We start from the raw sequence: 15,858 nt of genomic DNA, 5'->3' as shown, positions 1-15,858 counted from the left end.
CACTTAAAGCGCCAATAAAGGCGCTTTAAACCGTTGGTTTGTCGACTACGGGTAAGCGATACATAAAAATCAATAACCAGCACAACAGAGCAAACAATCCCAATTTTAACCACCAAAAACTGACCACCCAAATTGAAATAGTAAACGTCACTAAGATGACGATGATCGCTTTCGGTTTCGCGCCTTTAGGTAGTCCTTTATATGTCTGCCAATGGCGAATATAACTACCAAACCATGAGCGATACAGTAACCAGTGATGAAAACGTGGAGACGAACGAGAAAAACACCAAGCTGCTAATAGTAAAAATGGTGTTGTTGGTAATACAGGCAGTACCACACCTAAACAGGCTAATATTACAGCAGTCCAACCCATTAGAATTAAAAATCCCTTTTTTATATTCAAAATGGCTCTCCCCTTCACTTTAAAATATGTTTAAATCATGAAATATACGATTGGCAATAAATCTATACTCTAAATCATCCGAGGCGCGGCTAGGCGATAAGCGAAGATAGATGGGGAGCATAAATAAACTCTGTGACCCAGCTAGCTAAGCGTATCACTATACCTCAACGAACAGCGCTGCAACTTGAAGTATGACGAGTATACAACATTAATACACATGGGAAATAACATATGCATTGGCTAGCAGACTATTGGTGGGTGATCATTCTGATTTTAGTCGGCGTCATCTGGAACTCGATCAAAGACATGATGAAAGTCGATCATAAAAAGTTCCTTGATAATAAACCAGATATCCCCCCTCATAAAGATAATAACCACCTTTGGGATGAGGACGACGACTGGCCAAAAGACCAGAAAAAATAATCCTTTTTCTACCCATCATAGTTCAAGATACCACGTTGTTACTTGCATCAGTCACCGTCTTATCTAAGCTGCCAATGACTCGTTGAATTGGCACCTAACAACGCTTCGAGTTATTTAGGGTATCGCGACAGTCATAACAAGCTCAGGGCGTTGATGTAGGATCACATCTCTAACTTCTGCTCTCGCTTGCTTCAACCACGCTTTTTGCCCCATAAGGCCCCATTGTTGGCAAATTTCATTTATAGAATAACTTGCATGGAAATGTAGTGATAACAGCGGCAACGACTCTTTATATTCAAGGAGTAAACGCTGTATTGCCGCACAACTCGCAGCTAAAGGTCGGTGATAGTAGGCAAATCCAACTAATTCAAGCCAATCCGCTTCCATCAGCTGTTGCTGCTCACTTATCGTTAAATTAAAAGTATCAAGATCATTACGCCAAAAAATATCTCTGGATAAATAATTTGTTGCTTTATCACATAACGCCTTAGCTGATAAAGATAGTGGTAAAATCGCCATCGCCGTATAGCAACCGCTACTTGCCTCTAAATGACTTCCTATACGTATTAATTGATAACCTGCACACTGCCAAAAACACAGTAATTCGGGGGCGAGCCCAAAGCTCACCGACAAAAAATCAGCGCCTTGGTTGATAGCGGTGAGTCTTTGTTGCTCAAGGAGTTGCAAACCTATTTTTTGCCTGCGATAACTGGCTTCAACTGCGATCCGCATCACTCGCTGTGAAAACATTTCGGCTGCTTCTGGAAAATAGCTATGTGCCGCCAGCGACTGGACGACTAAATTACCTCTAGGTCGACGAATACCCGCCCATATTTGCCAACTTAACTCACTTTCTAGCCCCCCTTCCTCCACCATCCATAGGGCACCAATAAGATCTGTCTCTGATTTGACTATTTTAAATTGCTGACGACTTGCATCAAGCAAACGACGTAAATCAAGCGGTGATGTTCGATAGTGAGCACTGGTCAATAACCCATAGAAACGCTGTAATTGCCTAGGTTGGCTAATAAGTTGCTGTTGAGTTACAGAGCCAATTTGCCATAATAACGAGCGTTTTTCGCGACTTTGAGGTTCTTCCAGTAACAGAGCCTGATTTATCCATGATTCAAGCGGATCATTGATCGCCCAGCGAATGGGCTCATTTAATTCAAGTGCCGTAAAATTCTTTAATTGCGCACAAAATTTGTTGATAAAACCACGCCCCGTTCCCTCATAGCCATCAACCGTTGTGGTCAATAAAACACGCGGAAAATACTCAATTAACTGACGCAAAATATAATTCGGTATTGCCGCAGCTTCATCAATAACTAGCCAATCTGCACTTATCTCTCCACCGCTATTGCAGTAGTGAAGTAATTCATCAGGCGACCAAAACACCAAGGAGTTTCCCGCATATTGTTCGAGTGTTTGTGTTGCTGCTCTTGATGGTGCGCAACACCAACATTCGCCTTGCCAACCACGGATCAACATGCCTGCAAGGGTTGATTTCCCTCTTCCTCGCGATGCAATTACCCCCCAAACCCCTAGATCGGCTGATAATAGCTGTTCTAGTGCGTGTTGCTGTGCAGGTGTCGCTTGACCTGATGGTGGTTGCCAAGGTGAATCATCTTGCAATAAACAAAAATGAGGCTCATCACCTTGTTGCCAAATTAAAACCTCAGACTGTAGATTAATTGTCCGCTGTAAGTGATGAACAAAATTAGGGGTCGCAATCATACCTCCCTGTTCATTCCAACGTAAACTGTCATTATCCGGCGTAGCCGCCCATTGATTTTGTGGAGGCGTACACAGAACCAATAGACTGCCCGCTTTCAAGGTACCTGCTAATATTGCTAAGGCTTCACAATGCAACCCCTCTCTTGCATCAAAAATAGCATGCAAGAATTCTTGGCCTAACAAAGTGTGTGCTTGGCTCCCAGCGAGGCCCTGACTGATTGAGGGGGAGATAGTTATCCAATCACCTAATATGGATGATCGAATATCATTTAACTTGTCATCAATCCACTGCGTTTCCCCAGATAGGACGAATAAGCGTCGATGCCCAATGGTATTCAGCTGTACACAAATTTCAGAAAGTGAGTGAGTCATACTAAGGTTAAGATTTACCAATTAATAATGACAAGATCCCTGCGGCAATCAATGGCCCCACAGGTACCCCTCGAAACAGTGCGACACCAATCACTGTACCAACCAATAAACCAGCGACTGTCGAAGGTTGATGTGACATTAACGTTACGCCACGGCTTCCCAACCAAGAAACCAATATGCCAATGACAATAGCCAAGATCGATTTCCAATTTAAGAATGATCCAAACACATCGTGGGCGGAGATTTTACCACTGGCGATCGGCGCCATGACCCCGATTGTCAGTATTAAAACACCAATTGTCAGCCCATATTTCTCAACCCAAGGAAAAAAATTGTTCAATGGCGTGATACGTACAACCAATAAAAATAACATGGCTAATGTTACCGTCATGTTATGACTAATGATCCCAAGGCCAGCTAAAACCAATAAAATAATCAAAGTTGGGTCAACTTGACTCATACAATATTCCCTGTGATACAAACAACAATGAATAAAAAGACGATTAATGTTATTCACTCACAATACAAGAAGCAAACCTAACCTGCTATTTATTGATACTTTCATTTATACCGCTCTTTAAAATTGGTTTTGAGCGGAAAACGTATTACAGCTATTTATATCACCTGTATCAAAACCTTTTTTAAACCAGTAATAGCGTTGTTGTGAAGTACCATGTGTAAAACTATCAGGGATCACGCGGCCTTGGCTCTGTTGCTGTAACCTGTCATCACCAATTGCTTGTGCGGCATTAAGAGCCGATTGCAGATCACCATCGCCCAAGATACCCTCTTTATCCATATTGTGTCCCCATACCCCCGCAAAACAGTCCGCTTGAAGTTCTAATTTCACTGACAATTTATTGGCTTCTTTCTCACTGATACCCTGTTGTAACTTTCTCACTTGCTGCTCGATGCCTAATAGATGTTGTACATGATGACCAATTTCATGTGCAACAACATAACCTTGAGCGAATTCACCACCAGCACCGAGTTTTGTTTTCATATCATTGTAAAATGAAAGGTCAATATAGACTTTACTATCTGCTGGGCAATAAAACGGCCCCATAAACGCTTGGCCTTGGCCACACGCTGTCGATGTACCGTTACGATAAATAACCAATTTAGGCTGTTGATATTGCTTACCTATTTGCTTAAATTCTGCTTGCCATACATCTTCTGTTGAAGCCAACATCACTGAGGTAAAATCGGCTAATTGTTCTTCTTGCGGGCTGGCTGCGCTTCGTTGTGTTTGTTGAGAGGTGGTATTTCCTATTGGTTCACCTGTCACTAATCCAGTAAGATCAACACCATAATAACCCGCCACCACAATTACAATTAAGATCACGATGCCACTTTTCCCCCGTAAAGGAATACGCATCCCACCGCCAGTTCCCCGAAAGCCTGTTGATGAATTTTGGGATCTTCTATCTTCAATGTTGTCGCTTCGACGACGGTTTTGCCAACGCATAGTCACCTCTCTTATAAACAGATATAGGGTTAAATTGCAGTTTAAACCTAAAATCGGGGTTATTGATTTAATTATTTTTATTTATATACGCCATAATCATTGATAACAACTGCCTATTTTCGTCTACCTTTGAATAAAACTAACTATTTTACAGCTAATGATTTAGTCCCTAACAAAAATTAAACGCAATTTTATGTGTATATGCAAAAGAAAACACTTCGTTACTGATATCTCGTTGATTGTTGCTTACAATAATCGGATCTAAATATAAAATAATCATAACTTATGATTTTCCAGCATTTTGGCAGATGAATAAAACATGCCATATTTATATTATATATAGTTTAGGGCTATTCACATGAATACACACCAACTGTCAGGCTCCTCCAATATACGTTATTTAGCTCTGCGCTTACGTCCCGAAGAAGATGTCATACCTGCTCTACGTCAGTTTATTACATCAAATAATTTAAAGGCCGCCTTCATTGCCGGATGTGTCGGAAGTTTAACTAACGTTAATTTACGATTTGCAGGACGTGATGAAACAAAACAATTTATTGGCAAATATGAAATAGTTTCATTAATTGGCACATTAGATGCCGAAGGCGAGCACCTTCATTTAGCAATATCTGATGATAATGGTGATATGAAAGGCGGTCATATGATGCCTGGATGTACCGTTAGAACGACTTTAGAGTTAATTATTGGTGAATTAGAAGATCTCACCTTTACCCGTGCAAACTGTGAATTATCTGGATATGAAGAGTTAGTCGTCTCAGCACGTCTTACTCAGTAAATTCAATATTCTTTATCCCTAAGGATCCAATTTTTCATGTCAAAATCCCCTATTCTTTCTAGCCGTACCTTGGTACTGATCGTTTTTTCTATTGCTATTAATATGATCGGTGGTCAAATTAGCTCAATGATTAAACTTCCCATATTTTTAGATTCTATCGGCACACTTATTTGCGCGTTACTTGCAGGCCCTTGGATCGCCGTATTAACGGGTTTATTAACCAATTTACTGTGGGGATTATTAAGTGGCCCTATCGCCGCAGCCTTCGCCCCTGTTGCCATGATGATAGGCTTAAGCGCGGGTCTATTAGCTCATGTTGGGGGCTTTCGCACGTTACCTCGTGTCATTCTTTCCGGGGTTGTCATCACCTTAGCATTGATGTTAGTTGCAGTGCCGATCCGCACCTATTTATTTGCTGGTACAACAGGCAGCGGTGCTGACTTTTTTGTTGCTTACTTCCATGCTGTCGGTGAAAACTTATTGGAATCGGTGGCGATTACGGTACTCGGCGCCAATATTACAGACAAGATATTTTCGGCCATTGTCGCTTGGCTGTTAGTCCGCCAATTGCCTCTACGTGCCCAGCAAAATTTTCCGCATATGGCGAGAGTACGGTGAATATGCACCCATTTACCTCGCTAACGTTATGGGTTTGGTTCAGTTTTACCGTGGTATTATTACCCCTTGGCTGGCCATTGCTCGTGATGAATGCATTGGTACTGATATTATTACTGATTTGGAAAGCCGCTCGCCACCGTTGGCGTTTTGTTGTATGGGTAATGCTACCCATGGCATGTGGATTATGGCTGATCCATAGCGGTTGGCTGAGTTATTGGATCACAGGAGCATTCCCTGCGATCACTCAACAAGAAAAAGCCTTGACCCTATGGTTAAGGCTATTAGCGATCGCCAGCAGTGCTCAGATATGGTTACAATACGTTCCTACCGAAAACTTTATTAGAGCCCTCTTTGCTAGCCGCTTACCGCCTAGTTTCTCCTATTTGTTATCAGGGCCACTATTATTTATTGAGCAACTACAAAGGCAATTAGCCAGTATCAAAGAAGCGCAACTGGCTAGAGGTGTACCTCTTGATGGTCACATTTGGCAGAAACTAGTTTCTTTACCTGCTGTGCTACTGCCATTAGTTACCCAAACACTCAATGATTTAGCCATTCGTGGCGCTGCGTTAGACATGCGTAGTTTTCGCCTTATTCGTCAACGTACTACACTGAATGCGCCTAAAGATAGTTATTTGCAAACTATCACTCGCTACTCGTTGTTAATCATCATGTTAGTTGAAGGAGGGATCCGGTGGTGGTGGTAAATTTACAGCAACTCTCTTTTACACCGAAAACAGCAAACACATCGATACTGGGCCCCATCGATATTCAATTAACAGAGGGCGAATGGCTGGGTATTTTCGGTGGTAATGGCAGTGGTAAAAGTACATTAGCTCAATTACTTTGTGGTTGGTTGCCAGAGTTAATGAGTGGTGAACTAACAGGCACTGGAGACGTGTTTTCTCTACCGCTTACCGAAGGGAATTTAGTCACTCTTAGTACACAACGACAACTGATCCAACAATCACCACAGCTGCAACTCTCTGGCTGCACCTTTAGCGTTGAACAGGAAATTGCCTTTGGACCTGAAAATCAAGGAATACCTGAAGAACAAATTTATCAACGAGTTGATGAAGCAATAGCGCTCACGCACTGTGAAACATTGCGTCATCGTCACCCAAGCACGCTATCCGGTGGCGAGGCTCAACGTGTTGTTATCGCTAGTGCCCTCGCCATGCAACCTAAATTATTATTACTCGATGAAGCATTTAGCCGTTTAACGCCAAAAGCAACCCACTCACTGTTGATTAACTTAAAGAATTACACACACAAAACCGGCTGTAGTGTGATCCTATTTGAGCGCCATTTGCTACCTGCATTTGGCTTTTGCCAACAAGTCATGCTACTTGATGCAGGAAAAACTATCGCCAGTATCGATCGACAGCGCGTTTTTGCCGCAGCACAGTCAACTGTTAACATGCCTGATGCATGGCGCGCCCTTGGCTACCTCATCAATCAACATGGTTGGAATATTAATATCCCAAACAATGACGATGAGTTATTACATGTTTTAAAGGACAAGTATGTTGCGATTTGAAAATCTGTACTTTCGCTGGCCGAATACGATTCAAGATACCCTAACACAACTCTCTATCAAGATTACTGCTGGCGAGCAGGTTGCACTAGTGGGTGATAATGGCGCAGGAAAATCAACATTGTTGCGTTTGGCTGCGGGTTTATTACAACCAAGACAAGGGCAAATACAGCTGAATGGAGATTTGATCTCGAAACTCAGTGCGACACAGCGGGCAACTCAAATTGGCATTTTATTTCAAGAAGTTGAAAAGCAAGTTTTTCATAGCAGTGTTAAGCAAGAAATTGCTTTTGGACTAAAACGGCTAAAAATATCCAAACAAGAAATGAATCAGCGCATCGCAGACGCTTTAGAAATATGTCATTTAGAAGATGTTGCAGATCATCACCCTTTAGATCTCAATGCAGGTCAAAAGCGTATGGTGGCTGTTGCATGCCTGAGTGCTGTACGCCCGAAAATATTACTCCTAGATGAGCCAAGTCGTGATTTTGATACGCTTTGGTTAACTCGATTTGAAAATTGGCTCGCAGTACAAAAAGATATTGGCTGTGCCGTTTTAGCCATCAGTCATGATCTTGATTTTGTAGCGCGTAATTTTCAACGTGTGCTTCATTTATCCGCTGGTAAATTAATCGCCGATGGCTCCCCTGAAAAAATATTATGTCACACCGATTTACAGCCTGATTCGCTACTGCCTGCGCCAACACTCTATTCATTAAGTCATGCATTAAATATACAATTAGAGAATACACCTGAACATTGGGCAAACAATTTTGCTCGTTTAAACCAACGAGATCAAAGATAGATTTAACGCTGTTTTTATGATCTAATCGCATAACCAATATAGATCACTGAGTCACTTAACATGCGTGTTATCTATCAAGCTTGTATCATAATGACTACGCTATTCTTTATCGCTGGTTGTGCAACCAAGCCAGATCTCAATGCTATTACAATCGATATGAATCAACAGCAAGTTATCGAGTTGATGGGGCCTCCCACTGATTTAGCAACACAGCAAACTACCACCTACTCGATGTATACCCAAAAACCTCAAACTCTACTCCATTTTGTATTTTTGAATAATCAATTGATTGAATATGGGCAGGAAAATCGTCAACTGGGTCATGCATTACCTTCCGCTTCTACTCAATTAGAATTGTGGTTGTCAGAGCAAAATAAAGCCGTTAACCCATCGGCAATAGCGGGTTGTAAAATGCTAGATCAGCGTATAAATTGTGGCGCTGAATAATAAAAAAACAGCCCTAATTAGGGCTGTTAACACATTAATTAATGTAAAAATTAATCCAGTTTCACACCAATACGGCGAGCAACTTCTTCATAAGCTTCGATTAAACCGCCAAGGCTTTGACGAAAACGGTCTTTATCCATTTTATTGAGTGTTTCTTTATCCCACAGGCGGCTACCATCCGGAGAGAACTCATCACCCAAAACAACTTTCCCGTTAAACAAACCGAATTCCAGTTTGAAATCGACTAAGATCAGCCCTGCATCTGCAAAAATTTTTGATAATACGTCATTAGCTTTATAACTTAACCGTTTCATTTCTGCTAAGTTTTCTTGATTAACCCAGCCAAACGTTTCACAGTAAGAGTCATTGACCATTGGGTCATGCTTAGCGTCATCTTTTAGGAATAAATCAAATAATGGTGGGTTTAATACCATGCCTTCTTCAACACCAAGGCGTTTAACCAAAGAGCCTGCGGCACGATTACGTATAACGCACTCTACTGGCACCATCTCCAATTTTTTGACTAACGCTTCAGTGTCTGACAGTAAAGCTTCCATTTGCGTTGGTATGCCAGCTTCTTCCAGCTTACTCATAATAAAATGATTAAACTTATTGTTTACCATCCCTTTACGGTCAAACTGCTCGATGCGCTCCCCATCGAGTGCTGATGTATCATTACGGAATTCCAGAATCAAACGGTCAGGATCCTCTGTGGTATAGACCGTTTTAGCCTTACCACGATACAACTCAGCTTTCTTTTGCATCTTACACACTCCAGAGATGTGATTATTCAATTAAGGTATCAACGCTTGCGCAGATCCAGATAAGTAACAGTAGAATGTCGCAATTCATTGTTAATTTTCTGTTCTGTTTATACCTGTCATCTTGTAGGTTGCAATCATGTTGACTGCACTGACTTGCACCAACCACATAATTACCTACACCGCTAGCCATTCATTCACTTGCCGGCATTAGTTTGTATATAGAGCTATAATTCATTAAAGCATCATTATCTAGCCTACCGAATAATGATAATAAAATTCACCTACAGACGCAAACGATTACTTAGGCGTAAATACTGGTTTTTTGTCCATTTGGCGAGGGGGTGAAACTTAAAGAACAGAAAGGAAAGAAAGCGCGATAAACGCAATAGAAAAGCCGTAACCCAACACATGAGTTACGGCTTAAGAGATAAATTATTTATTGCCGACTTTACTAAAAGCCGCTTTTAATGCAGCAACCATTTCATCATTTTGTTTTTGAGTTAATGGTACACCTTTAGTATTGATAAACTGTAAGCTGCTGCGGTTGTTTAAATCACCGACTTGAACTTTGTAGTCATCTTCTGGAACAGAAGGATCATCAACACCTAAGTTCTGCCATTCGGAGCTGCTTAACCCTTTATAAGTTACCATCACTGAACCTGTTGAACGGCTGCGGTCACCAACCTTCATACCCACATTTTCTAAGGTATGAGGTAAACGTTCCCAAACAGCATCAAACGGTGCACGAACGATAACCACAGGTAAGCCAGTGGCATCACTACCAGACTGAACATCAATAATGCCATAAGCACTTTGGATACTATTTTTATTTGACGTATCACGCAGCGCGTATAGGCTATCAGTCAATTCATTGAGCAATAATTTATTGTAACGCTGGATTTCAGCTTGGTCAGTGATAGTCTCTGCCCCTTGACGCAAGCCTAAATTAGTCACAGTTAATGCAATCTGCCCACCTTGTGGCTGTACAGTCACTTTATGGCGGCTTTCTAGCGGTACATCTTCATCAGCACGTTCCCATTTCACCCAATCGGTTTCAATAGAATGTGAGCCATCATCTTTCGATGTCACTGGGATACCACGTTGCTCTAAAATTAACGTAACTTGTGACCATAACGCGCTATTTTCAGGTGTATTATCAAGCAACAAACGACTTGCTTCAGCACTATCTTCAGTACGTGAGCCCGCTAACTGCGAAATCGACAATACTGGAGGACGAATATCCAGTGCTTTACCCACCGGTCCCGTTGAGGTGACTTTAGGGAGCTCATATTCGCCATTTTGCAATGGTAACGTCATTCCCTGTGGTACATTTAACACTTTCAATGGCGCGGCATCGAGATATTCCTCGTTACCACTGACCTGACGTTTATAGCGCTGATCGCTGGAGCAGGCTGCCAGTAACACCACAAGTGACAGGCCAGCAACCTTCATAACCTTCGATTTTTGCAATAATGTTGCCATTAAAATTCCCTAAATTTTACAGTAACCCAGCGAGTTTCAGTGCCGCTTCCACTTTCTGTTGGCCTGACTCAGTTAACGGTGTCATTGGTAACCGCAACGTATCGTCAGCAATCAAACCAAGGCGGTGGCAGCCCCATTTCGCTGGAATTGGATTAGGCTCAACAAATAACTGATGATGCAAACCCATCAGGATTTTGTTTAATTCACGAGCCTCAGTATATTTGCCCGCAAGCGCTAAGTCACACATTTTTACCATTTGTGCGGCCGCAACGTTAGCCGTAACAGAAATAACGCCCTGACCACCCAATTGCATGAAGTCCAATGCGGTTGCATCATCACCTGTGAGCAGAACAAAATTGTCATCAACCAGTTCTTTGATTTGATGAACCCTTGCTAAGTTCCCTGTTGCCTCTTTAATTGACACAATATTCGCCAATTTTGCTAAACGTCCCACCGTTTCAGGCAATAAATCACACCCTGTGCGTGATGGTACATTATAGAGGATTTGAGGCAAGCTCGTGTTCTCTGAAATAGCTTTAAAGTGTTGATACAATCCTTCTTGTGAAGGCTTATTATAATAAGGTGTGACTGTCAGGCAAGCAACAACGCCTGAATTTTCAAACTCTTCAGTCAGAGAGATAGCTTCCGCGGTCGCATTCGCCCCTGCTCCTGCAATGATCGGAATACGCCCATCAGCCAGTTCCAATGTCGCATTAACCACATCCACATGTTCTTTATGTGTTAGTGTTGCTGATTCGCCAGTCGTCCCAACAGACACAATCGCAGAAGTACCACTTTCAACATGGTAATCCACCAATTTTTTCAAGCTTTGTTTATCCAAACGCCCTTTTGAATCCATTGGTGTAATGACTGCAACAATACTGCCAGTTAAAAACTCTTTATAGTTTGTGTTTGAATGAGACATAGCTATACCCCCTAAATAGTTTAGACTCCATGGTACGTTTTCATTTCAAAGAAGAAAACCACCCAAACGCAGGTTTTTAATGAATTTTGTTAATACCGCTCTGAATAACTTAAACAGAAGTAATAATTCTCGATCATTCCTCGCAAGAGTGAATCTGCCCTCTTGGCAGATTGTTATTTTTATGGTTTCCTTACCATCATCAACCTGTCGATTTTGCTCCTTAAATTATTGAGTAAAAAGCGACCTGAGAATAAAAAATATGAAGGAAACGACTTTGCCTAAGACCGAACAGCAATTTCTTGTTATTACCGCGCTGGGAACCGATCGTCCGGGCATTGTGAATACAATTACACGCCTTGTGAGCGAATGTGATTGCAATATCGAAGACAGCCGCTTAGCGATGTTCGGTAAAGAGTTCACCTTTATTATGATGCTTTCAGGGAGTTGGAATGCAATTGCACAAATAGAGGCCACTCTGCCATTAAAAGGGGCTGAACTAGAGTTGTTAATTGTGATGAAGCGAACACAAAGCGTAGAAACCACCGACTACCCGTCAACGGTAACAGTGAATGTCGTGGTCGATGATGCACCTCGCATCGTAGAACAATTTACAAATTTGTTTACCACTCAACAATGTAATATTGCGGAGTTAGTATCAAAAACACAGCCTGCAAGTCATGATGCGCCGGCTCAGCTTGAAATTCAAATTACAGCACATCATCCATTGGATGATAATGGCTTAATTATAAAAAATAAATTTCAACAACTATGTACAATGCTCAATGCTAAAGGCAACATAAGCATTGTTAATAATCCCAAAATGCAGAGTTAACGGAGATATATGTAATGAACCCATTGAAAGCCGGTGATAAGGCGCCTCAATTTAGCCTTCCTGACCAAGATGGTGAAATCATCAATCTTTCAGATTATCAGGGTCAACGCGTATTAGTTTACTTCTACCCTAAAGCCATGACGCCTGGATGTACTGTTCAGGCATGTGGATTGCGTGATGAAATGGATACACTTAAGCAAAAAGGTGTTGAAGTTTTAGGCATTAGCACCGATAAACCCGAAAAATTGTCTCGTTTCGCTGAAAAAGAAATGCTCAACTTCACGCTATTATCAGATGAAGATCACCAAGTGTGTGAACAATTTGGTGTTTGGGGTGAAAAACAATTCATGGGTAAAACCTATGACGGTATCCACCGCATTAGCTTCCTTGTTGATGCAAATGGAACTATCGAACATGTATTCGACAATTTCAAAACCAGTAATCACCATGAAATTGTTCTTGAATACTTAAACGCAAACGCTTAATAGCGACTGATGAGAAACTTTCCTCATCTAAAATAGCGTACAAAGCGGGAAGTTTATTTCCCGCTTTATCTTATTGGTTAACCTATTATTCTTGTTTTGGTTGGCTCTCTAATGTTTCTTCTGGCCACGCATTGATCACGGCTTTAATCAGCGTTGCGAGGGGGATAGCAAAAAACACGCCCCAAAAACCCCATAATCCACCAAAAATGACTACAGATAAAATAATCACCAATGGATGCAAGTTTACAGCTTCAGAGAATAATAACGGCACAATTAAGTTACTGTCTAAGCCCTGAATAATAAGATAAACCACAATCAGAGACCAAAAATCACTTCCTATACCCCATTGAAATAAAGCTACAAGCACAACAGGGATCGTAACAACCACCGCGCCAATATAAGGGATCAAAACGGATACCCCCACCAGCACAGACAATAACACCGAGTAACGTAAATCAAAATAGGCAAAACCTGCATAAGTACAAATACCGACAATCACCATTTCAGTGGCTTTACCACGTAAATAGTTAGTAATTTGTTGGTTCATTTCAACCCAGACTTTACCGACCAACAAACGATTTCTTGGTAGCACTTTTTGTACACTATTAATGATTTTTTGTTTATCTTTCATTAAGAAAAACATCATTAATGGTACTAAAACAACATAAATTGCCAAGGTAAATACCCCTATCAAGGAAGCAACTGACATTTTAACCACTGATTCAGCCATTCCTGATAAGCGACTCCGTAAGTTATCAGCCATCATATCAATGATACCGGCATCAACTAATGCAGGGTAACGCTCTGGTAATGTTTGAGCAAACTCGTTAAACCGATTGACCATATTCGGTAAATCGCCAACAAGATTTATTCCTTGTTGCCATGCCGTTGGTGCAATAATTAAAATAACCATGGCACTAATTCCAGCAAACAAGGTCAAAATAATACTAACAGCCACGACACGTGAGCAGCCTAATCGTTCAAGAAAATGCGTTGGCCATTCAAGTATATAAGCAAGTGCTAATGCCACTAATAAAGGAGCTAAAATGCTGCTGAAGAAAAATAGGATCGCAAAGCCGACAATCAACAGTGTGAATAGTGCAACAGCCTGTGGGTCAGCAAAACGGCGCCGATACCATTGTAATAACATTTCCAGCATTAGTTAGCTCCTTGGAAATTGATGCATTAAAGACAGTTCCTAAATTAGCGAAAATTATACCAATTAACAGACATTACGGTAGCATTTGCTATCATAGATTGATCTCAAAATTCATCGTTGTACGGGATGCCATTGTTTCATGAATAAAAAACTGAAAAATCCACTTATGGTTTTATTGATAGCTGCATGTGTCAACGGCGCTGTATTACCCGCCTTCAGTGCAGTTGAAGATACTCTCCCCGACATCGGCACAACTGCTGGTGGGACATTAAGCATCAATCAGGAAATTATTATGGGTGATGCTATCACCCGACAAATTCGCGCCAGTACACCCTTGATTTATGACCCTCTTCTTAACCAGTACATTAATAAACTGGGTATGCGGTTGGTTAAGAATGCCGATTCGGTTAAAACCCCCTTCAAGTTCTATTTGGTGAATAACCCTAATATTAACGCCTATGCCTACTTTGGTGGTAATGTAGTACTGCATTCGGCACTGTTTCGTTATAGCCAAAACGAAAGCCAATTAGCGTCAGTTATGGCGCATGAAATCTCACACGTTACCCAGCGTCATCTAGCACGTATGATGGAAGACCAAAAAAGCACAACGCCATTAGCGATTGCTGGCACGATTGGTTCATTATTATTGGTAATGGCAAACCCCCAAGCAGGATTTGCCGCTTTAACGGGTACTTTTGCTGGCATGCAACAAGGCATGATCAGTTTCACCCAAGCCAATGAGCAAGAGGCGGATCGTATCGGTTTACAGACTCTCAGACGCTCTGGTTTTGACCCTCACGCAATGGCTGACTTTATGCAAGTGATGTCAGATCAAACTCGTTATATGTCAAAACCCCCTGAAATTTTGCTAACTCACCCATTGCCTGACAGCCGTTTGGCAGATGCACGTAACCGTTCCAATCAGTATCCCAAATTAAAGGTGCCTTCTTCCGAAGATTTTATGTTAGCTCGTGTACGCATTTTATCTATGTATACTTCAGGCCAACAATATGCTTTAGATCAGATCATAGAAAATTATAGTAAGGGCACCGCCCAAGAGCGTATGGCTGCAGAATATGGGCGTGCTTTGAAATTATCTCAAGATAAAAAGTATGCTGAAGCCACTAAAATTGTCAGTAGCTTGCTAGAAAAACAACCTGATAATCCATGGTTTATCGATAGCATGACAGATTTGGATATTGAACAGCGTCGTGCAGGCCAAGCCGTTACTCGCTTACAAAATGCATTGAAAAAATCGCCAAATAATCCAGTGCTACAAATCAATTTAGCAAATGCTTTAATCAACAATAAGCAGCTTGCTGAAGCAACTTCATTGCTAAATAGGTATACCTTTAATTACCCCGATGATCCTAATGGTTGGGATTTATTAGCCGAAGCATCGGCTAAACAAGGTAAGCGTACAGAAGAGCTTGCCGCCTATGCCGAAGGTATGGCGTTACGGGGTAACTATGATAATGCCGTTAATTATCTTACCGAGGCTAGTAGAAAGAGTCGCTTAGGTAGCTATGAACAACAACGCTATGATGCACGTATCGATGAATTAAGAAAATTACAATTAAGAGACAGTAAAGCTAAACCGTAAGG

General features: G+C 41.4%; 18 protein-coding genes. 10 read left to right on the top strand and 8 right to left on the bottom strand.

What is annotated here, in order from left to right:
• Nucleotides 1-25: 25 nt before the first annotated feature.
• Nucleotides 26-397 (bottom strand): DUF454 family protein, encoded by a 372-nt coding sequence (locus tag M1E96_RS09120; RefSeq protein WP_070928473.1) that lies wholly within the window; start codon nucleotides 395-397, stop codon nucleotides 26-28.
• A 237-nt stretch (nucleotides 398-634) separates the two neighbouring features.
• On the opposite strand from M1E96_RS09120, the gene M1E96_RS09115 reads away from it, so the two are divergent.
• Nucleotides 635-826, top strand: coding sequence for a YpfN family protein (locus M1E96_RS09115; protein WP_070928323.1), 192 nt, complete (start codon nucleotides 635-637; stop codon nucleotides 824-826).
• Between the two features lie 114 nt (nucleotides 827-940).
• Here M1E96_RS09115 and M1E96_RS09110 read toward each other — a convergent pair whose 3' ends face one another.
• The 3 genes from M1E96_RS09110 to M1E96_RS09100 form a co-directional block, all read right to left on the bottom strand.
• Nucleotides 941-2,935 carry a tRNA(Met) cytidine acetyltransferase TmcA gene (locus M1E96_RS09110; RefSeq protein WP_369427506.1) on the bottom strand — a complete coding sequence of 665 codons (1,995 nt, stop codon included), beginning with the start codon at nucleotides 2,933-2,935 and terminating at the stop codon, nucleotides 941-943.
• Nucleotides 2,936-2,942: 7 nt separating this feature from the next.
• Nucleotides 2,943-3,395, bottom strand: a complete 453-nt coding sequence (locus M1E96_RS09105; RefSeq protein ID WP_369113638.1) for a DUF441 domain-containing protein — start codon at nucleotides 3,393-3,395, stop codon at nucleotides 2,943-2,945.
• A 117-nt stretch (nucleotides 3,396-3,512) separates the two neighbouring features.
• Nucleotides 3,513-4,403, bottom strand: a complete 891-nt coding sequence (locus M1E96_RS09100) for a neutral zinc metallopeptidase (RefSeq protein ID WP_070928331.1) — start codon at nucleotides 4,401-4,403, stop codon at nucleotides 3,513-3,515.
• 358 nt (nucleotides 4,404-4,761) lie between these two features.
• Here M1E96_RS09100 and M1E96_RS09095 point away from each other — a divergent pair, with 358 nt between their 5' ends.
• From M1E96_RS09095 to M1E96_RS09070, 6 genes are all read left to right on the top strand, one after another.
• Complete coding sequence (locus M1E96_RS09095; protein WP_070928333.1) at nucleotides 4,762-5,199, top strand: PPC domain-containing DNA-binding protein; 438 nt, start codon at nucleotides 4,762-4,764, stop codon at nucleotides 5,197-5,199.
• Nucleotides 5,200-5,235: 36 nt separating this feature from the next.
• Nucleotides 5,236-5,817 (top strand): ECF transporter S component, encoded by a 582-nt coding sequence (locus M1E96_RS09090; protein ID WP_070928336.1) that lies wholly within the window; start codon nucleotides 5,236-5,238, stop codon nucleotides 5,815-5,817.
• 2 nt (nucleotides 5,818-5,819) lie between these two features.
• Nucleotides 5,820-6,524: an energy-coupling factor transporter transmembrane component T gene (locus tag M1E96_RS09085; RefSeq protein ID WP_272580117.1), complete on the top strand. Its 705-nt coding sequence runs from the start codon at nucleotides 5,820-5,822 to the stop codon at nucleotides 6,522-6,524.
• Entirely contained in the window at nucleotides 6,512-7,357 is an 846-nt protein-coding gene (locus tag M1E96_RS09080) for an energy-coupling factor ABC transporter ATP-binding protein (RefSeq protein WP_369427505.1), read from the top strand. The genes M1E96_RS09085 and M1E96_RS09080 overlap by 13 nt, the downstream gene beginning before the upstream one ends.
• The gene (locus tag M1E96_RS09075; protein WP_369427504.1) at nucleotides 7,344-8,159 is read left to right on the top strand and encodes an energy-coupling factor ABC transporter ATP-binding protein; all 816 of its coding nucleotides are present in this window, start codon (nucleotides 7,344-7,346) and stop codon (nucleotides 8,157-8,159) included. Before M1E96_RS09080 ends, M1E96_RS09075 begins: the two co-directional genes overlap by 14 nt.
• A 90-nt stretch (nucleotides 8,160-8,249) precedes the next feature.
• The gene (locus M1E96_RS09070) at nucleotides 8,250-8,606 is read left to right on the top strand and encodes a hypothetical protein (protein ID WP_369427503.1); all 357 of its coding nucleotides are present in this window, start codon (nucleotides 8,250-8,252) and stop codon (nucleotides 8,604-8,606) included.
• 50 nt (nucleotides 8,607-8,656) lie between these two features.
• Here M1E96_RS09070 and purC read toward each other — a convergent pair whose 3' ends face one another.
• The 3 genes from purC to dapA all read right to left on the bottom strand — a co-directional run bounded on the left by purC (nucleotide 8,657) and on the right by dapA (nucleotide 11,777).
• Entirely contained in the window at nucleotides 8,657-9,370 is a 714-nt protein-coding gene (gene purC / locus M1E96_RS09065; protein WP_369427502.1) for a phosphoribosylaminoimidazolesuccinocarboxamide synthase, read from the bottom strand.
• 432 nt (nucleotides 9,371-9,802) lie between these two features.
• A complete protein-coding gene (gene bamC, locus M1E96_RS09060; protein WP_070928346.1) occupies nucleotides 9,803-10,852 on the bottom strand; it encodes an outer membrane protein assembly factor BamC in 1,050 nt (349 codons plus the stop codon).
• Between the two features lie 16 nt (nucleotides 10,853-10,868).
• Nucleotides 10,869-11,777, bottom strand: a complete 909-nt coding sequence (dapA, locus tag M1E96_RS09055) for a 4-hydroxy-tetrahydrodipicolinate synthase (RefSeq protein ID WP_070928349.1) — start codon at nucleotides 11,775-11,777, stop codon at nucleotides 10,869-10,871.
• 274 nt (nucleotides 11,778-12,051) lie between these two features.
• Between dapA and M1E96_RS09050 the strand changes: the two genes are divergently transcribed.
• Together M1E96_RS09050 and bcp are read left to right on the top strand one after the other, a co-directional pair.
• Nucleotides 12,052-12,609, top strand: a complete 558-nt coding sequence (locus M1E96_RS09050) for a glycine cleavage system transcriptional repressor (protein WP_070928351.1) — start codon at nucleotides 12,052-12,054, stop codon at nucleotides 12,607-12,609.
• 14 nt (nucleotides 12,610-12,623) lie between these two features.
• On the top strand, nucleotides 12,624-13,094 hold the full coding sequence (gene bcp, locus M1E96_RS09045; protein WP_070928354.1) for a thioredoxin-dependent thiol peroxidase: 471 nt from the start codon (nucleotides 12,624-12,626) through the stop codon (nucleotides 13,092-13,094).
• Between the two features lie 85 nt (nucleotides 13,095-13,179).
• On the opposite strand, the gene M1E96_RS09040 is transcribed toward bcp, so the two are convergent.
• Nucleotides 13,180-14,253 (bottom strand): AI-2E family transporter, encoded by a 1,074-nt coding sequence (locus tag M1E96_RS09040; RefSeq protein ID WP_272580065.1) that lies wholly within the window; start codon nucleotides 14,251-14,253, stop codon nucleotides 13,180-13,182.
• Nucleotides 14,254-14,392: 139 nt separating this feature from the next.
• On the opposite strand from M1E96_RS09040, the gene M1E96_RS09035 reads away from it, so the two are divergent.
• Nucleotides 14,393-15,856, top strand: a complete 1,464-nt coding sequence (locus tag M1E96_RS09035) for a M48 family metallopeptidase (RefSeq protein ID WP_070928358.1) — start codon at nucleotides 14,393-14,395, stop codon at nucleotides 15,854-15,856.
• Nucleotides 15,857-15,858 lie beyond the last annotated feature (2 nt).

Source organism: Providencia sp. PROV236 (assembly GCF_033676985.1).
Classification (GTDB): Bacteria; Pseudomonadota; Gammaproteobacteria; order Enterobacterales; family Enterobacteriaceae; genus Providencia; species Providencia manganoxydans.
This window is presented reverse-complemented; position numbering and strand designations above follow the sequence as displayed.

What these genes read in the sequence shown, in the direction of transcription:
- M1E96_RS09115 (WP_070928323.1), top strand. Translation starts at nt 635, where the DNA reads ATGCATTGGCTAGCAGACTATTGGTGGGTGATCATTCTGATTTTAGTC.
- M1E96_RS09110 (WP_369427506.1), bottom strand. Translation starts at nt 2,935, where the DNA reads ATGACTCACTCACTTTCTGAAATTTGTGTACAGCTGAATACCATTGGG.
- M1E96_RS09105 (WP_369113638.1), bottom strand. Translation starts at nt 3,395, where the DNA reads ATGAGTCAAGTTGACCCAACTTTGATTATTTTATTGGTTTTAGCTGGC.
- M1E96_RS09100 (WP_070928331.1), bottom strand. Translation starts at nt 4,403, where the DNA reads ATGCGTTGGCAAAACCGTCGTCGAAGCGACAACATTGAAGATAGAAGA.
- M1E96_RS09095 (WP_070928333.1), top strand. Translation starts at nt 4,762, where the DNA reads ATGAATACACACCAACTGTCAGGCTCCTCCAATATACGTTATTTAGCT.
- M1E96_RS09090 (WP_070928336.1), top strand. Translation starts at nt 5,236, where the DNA reads ATGTCAAAATCCCCTATTCTTTCTAGCCGTACCTTGGTACTGATCGTT.
- M1E96_RS09085 (WP_272580117.1), top strand. Translation starts at nt 5,820, where the DNA reads ATGCACCCATTTACCTCGCTAACGTTATGGGTTTGGTTCAGTTTTACC.
- M1E96_RS09075 (WP_369427504.1), top strand. Translation starts at nt 7,344, where the DNA reads ATGTTGCGATTTGAAAATCTGTACTTTCGCTGGCCGAATACGATTCAA.
- M1E96_RS09070 (WP_369427503.1), top strand. Translation starts at nt 8,250, where the DNA reads ATGACTACGCTATTCTTTATCGCTGGTTGTGCAACCAAGCCAGATCTC.
- purC (WP_369427502.1), bottom strand. Translation starts at nt 9,370, where the DNA reads ATGCAAAAGAAAGCTGAGTTGTATCGTGGTAAGGCTAAAACGGTCTAT.
- bamC (WP_070928346.1), bottom strand. Translation starts at nt 10,852, where the DNA reads ATGGCAACATTATTGCAAAAATCGAAGGTTATGAAGGTTGCTGGCCTG.
- dapA (WP_070928349.1), bottom strand. Translation starts at nt 11,777, where the DNA reads ATGTCTCATTCAAACACAAACTATAAAGAGTTTTTAACTGGCAGTATT.
- bcp (WP_070928354.1), top strand. Translation starts at nt 12,624, where the DNA reads ATGAACCCATTGAAAGCCGGTGATAAGGCGCCTCAATTTAGCCTTCCT.
- M1E96_RS09040 (WP_272580065.1), bottom strand. Translation starts at nt 14,253, where the DNA reads ATGCTGGAAATGTTATTACAATGGTATCGGCGCCGTTTTGCTGACCCA.
- M1E96_RS09035 (WP_070928358.1), top strand. Translation starts at nt 14,393, where the DNA reads ATGAATAAAAAACTGAAAAATCCACTTATGGTTTTATTGATAGCTGCA.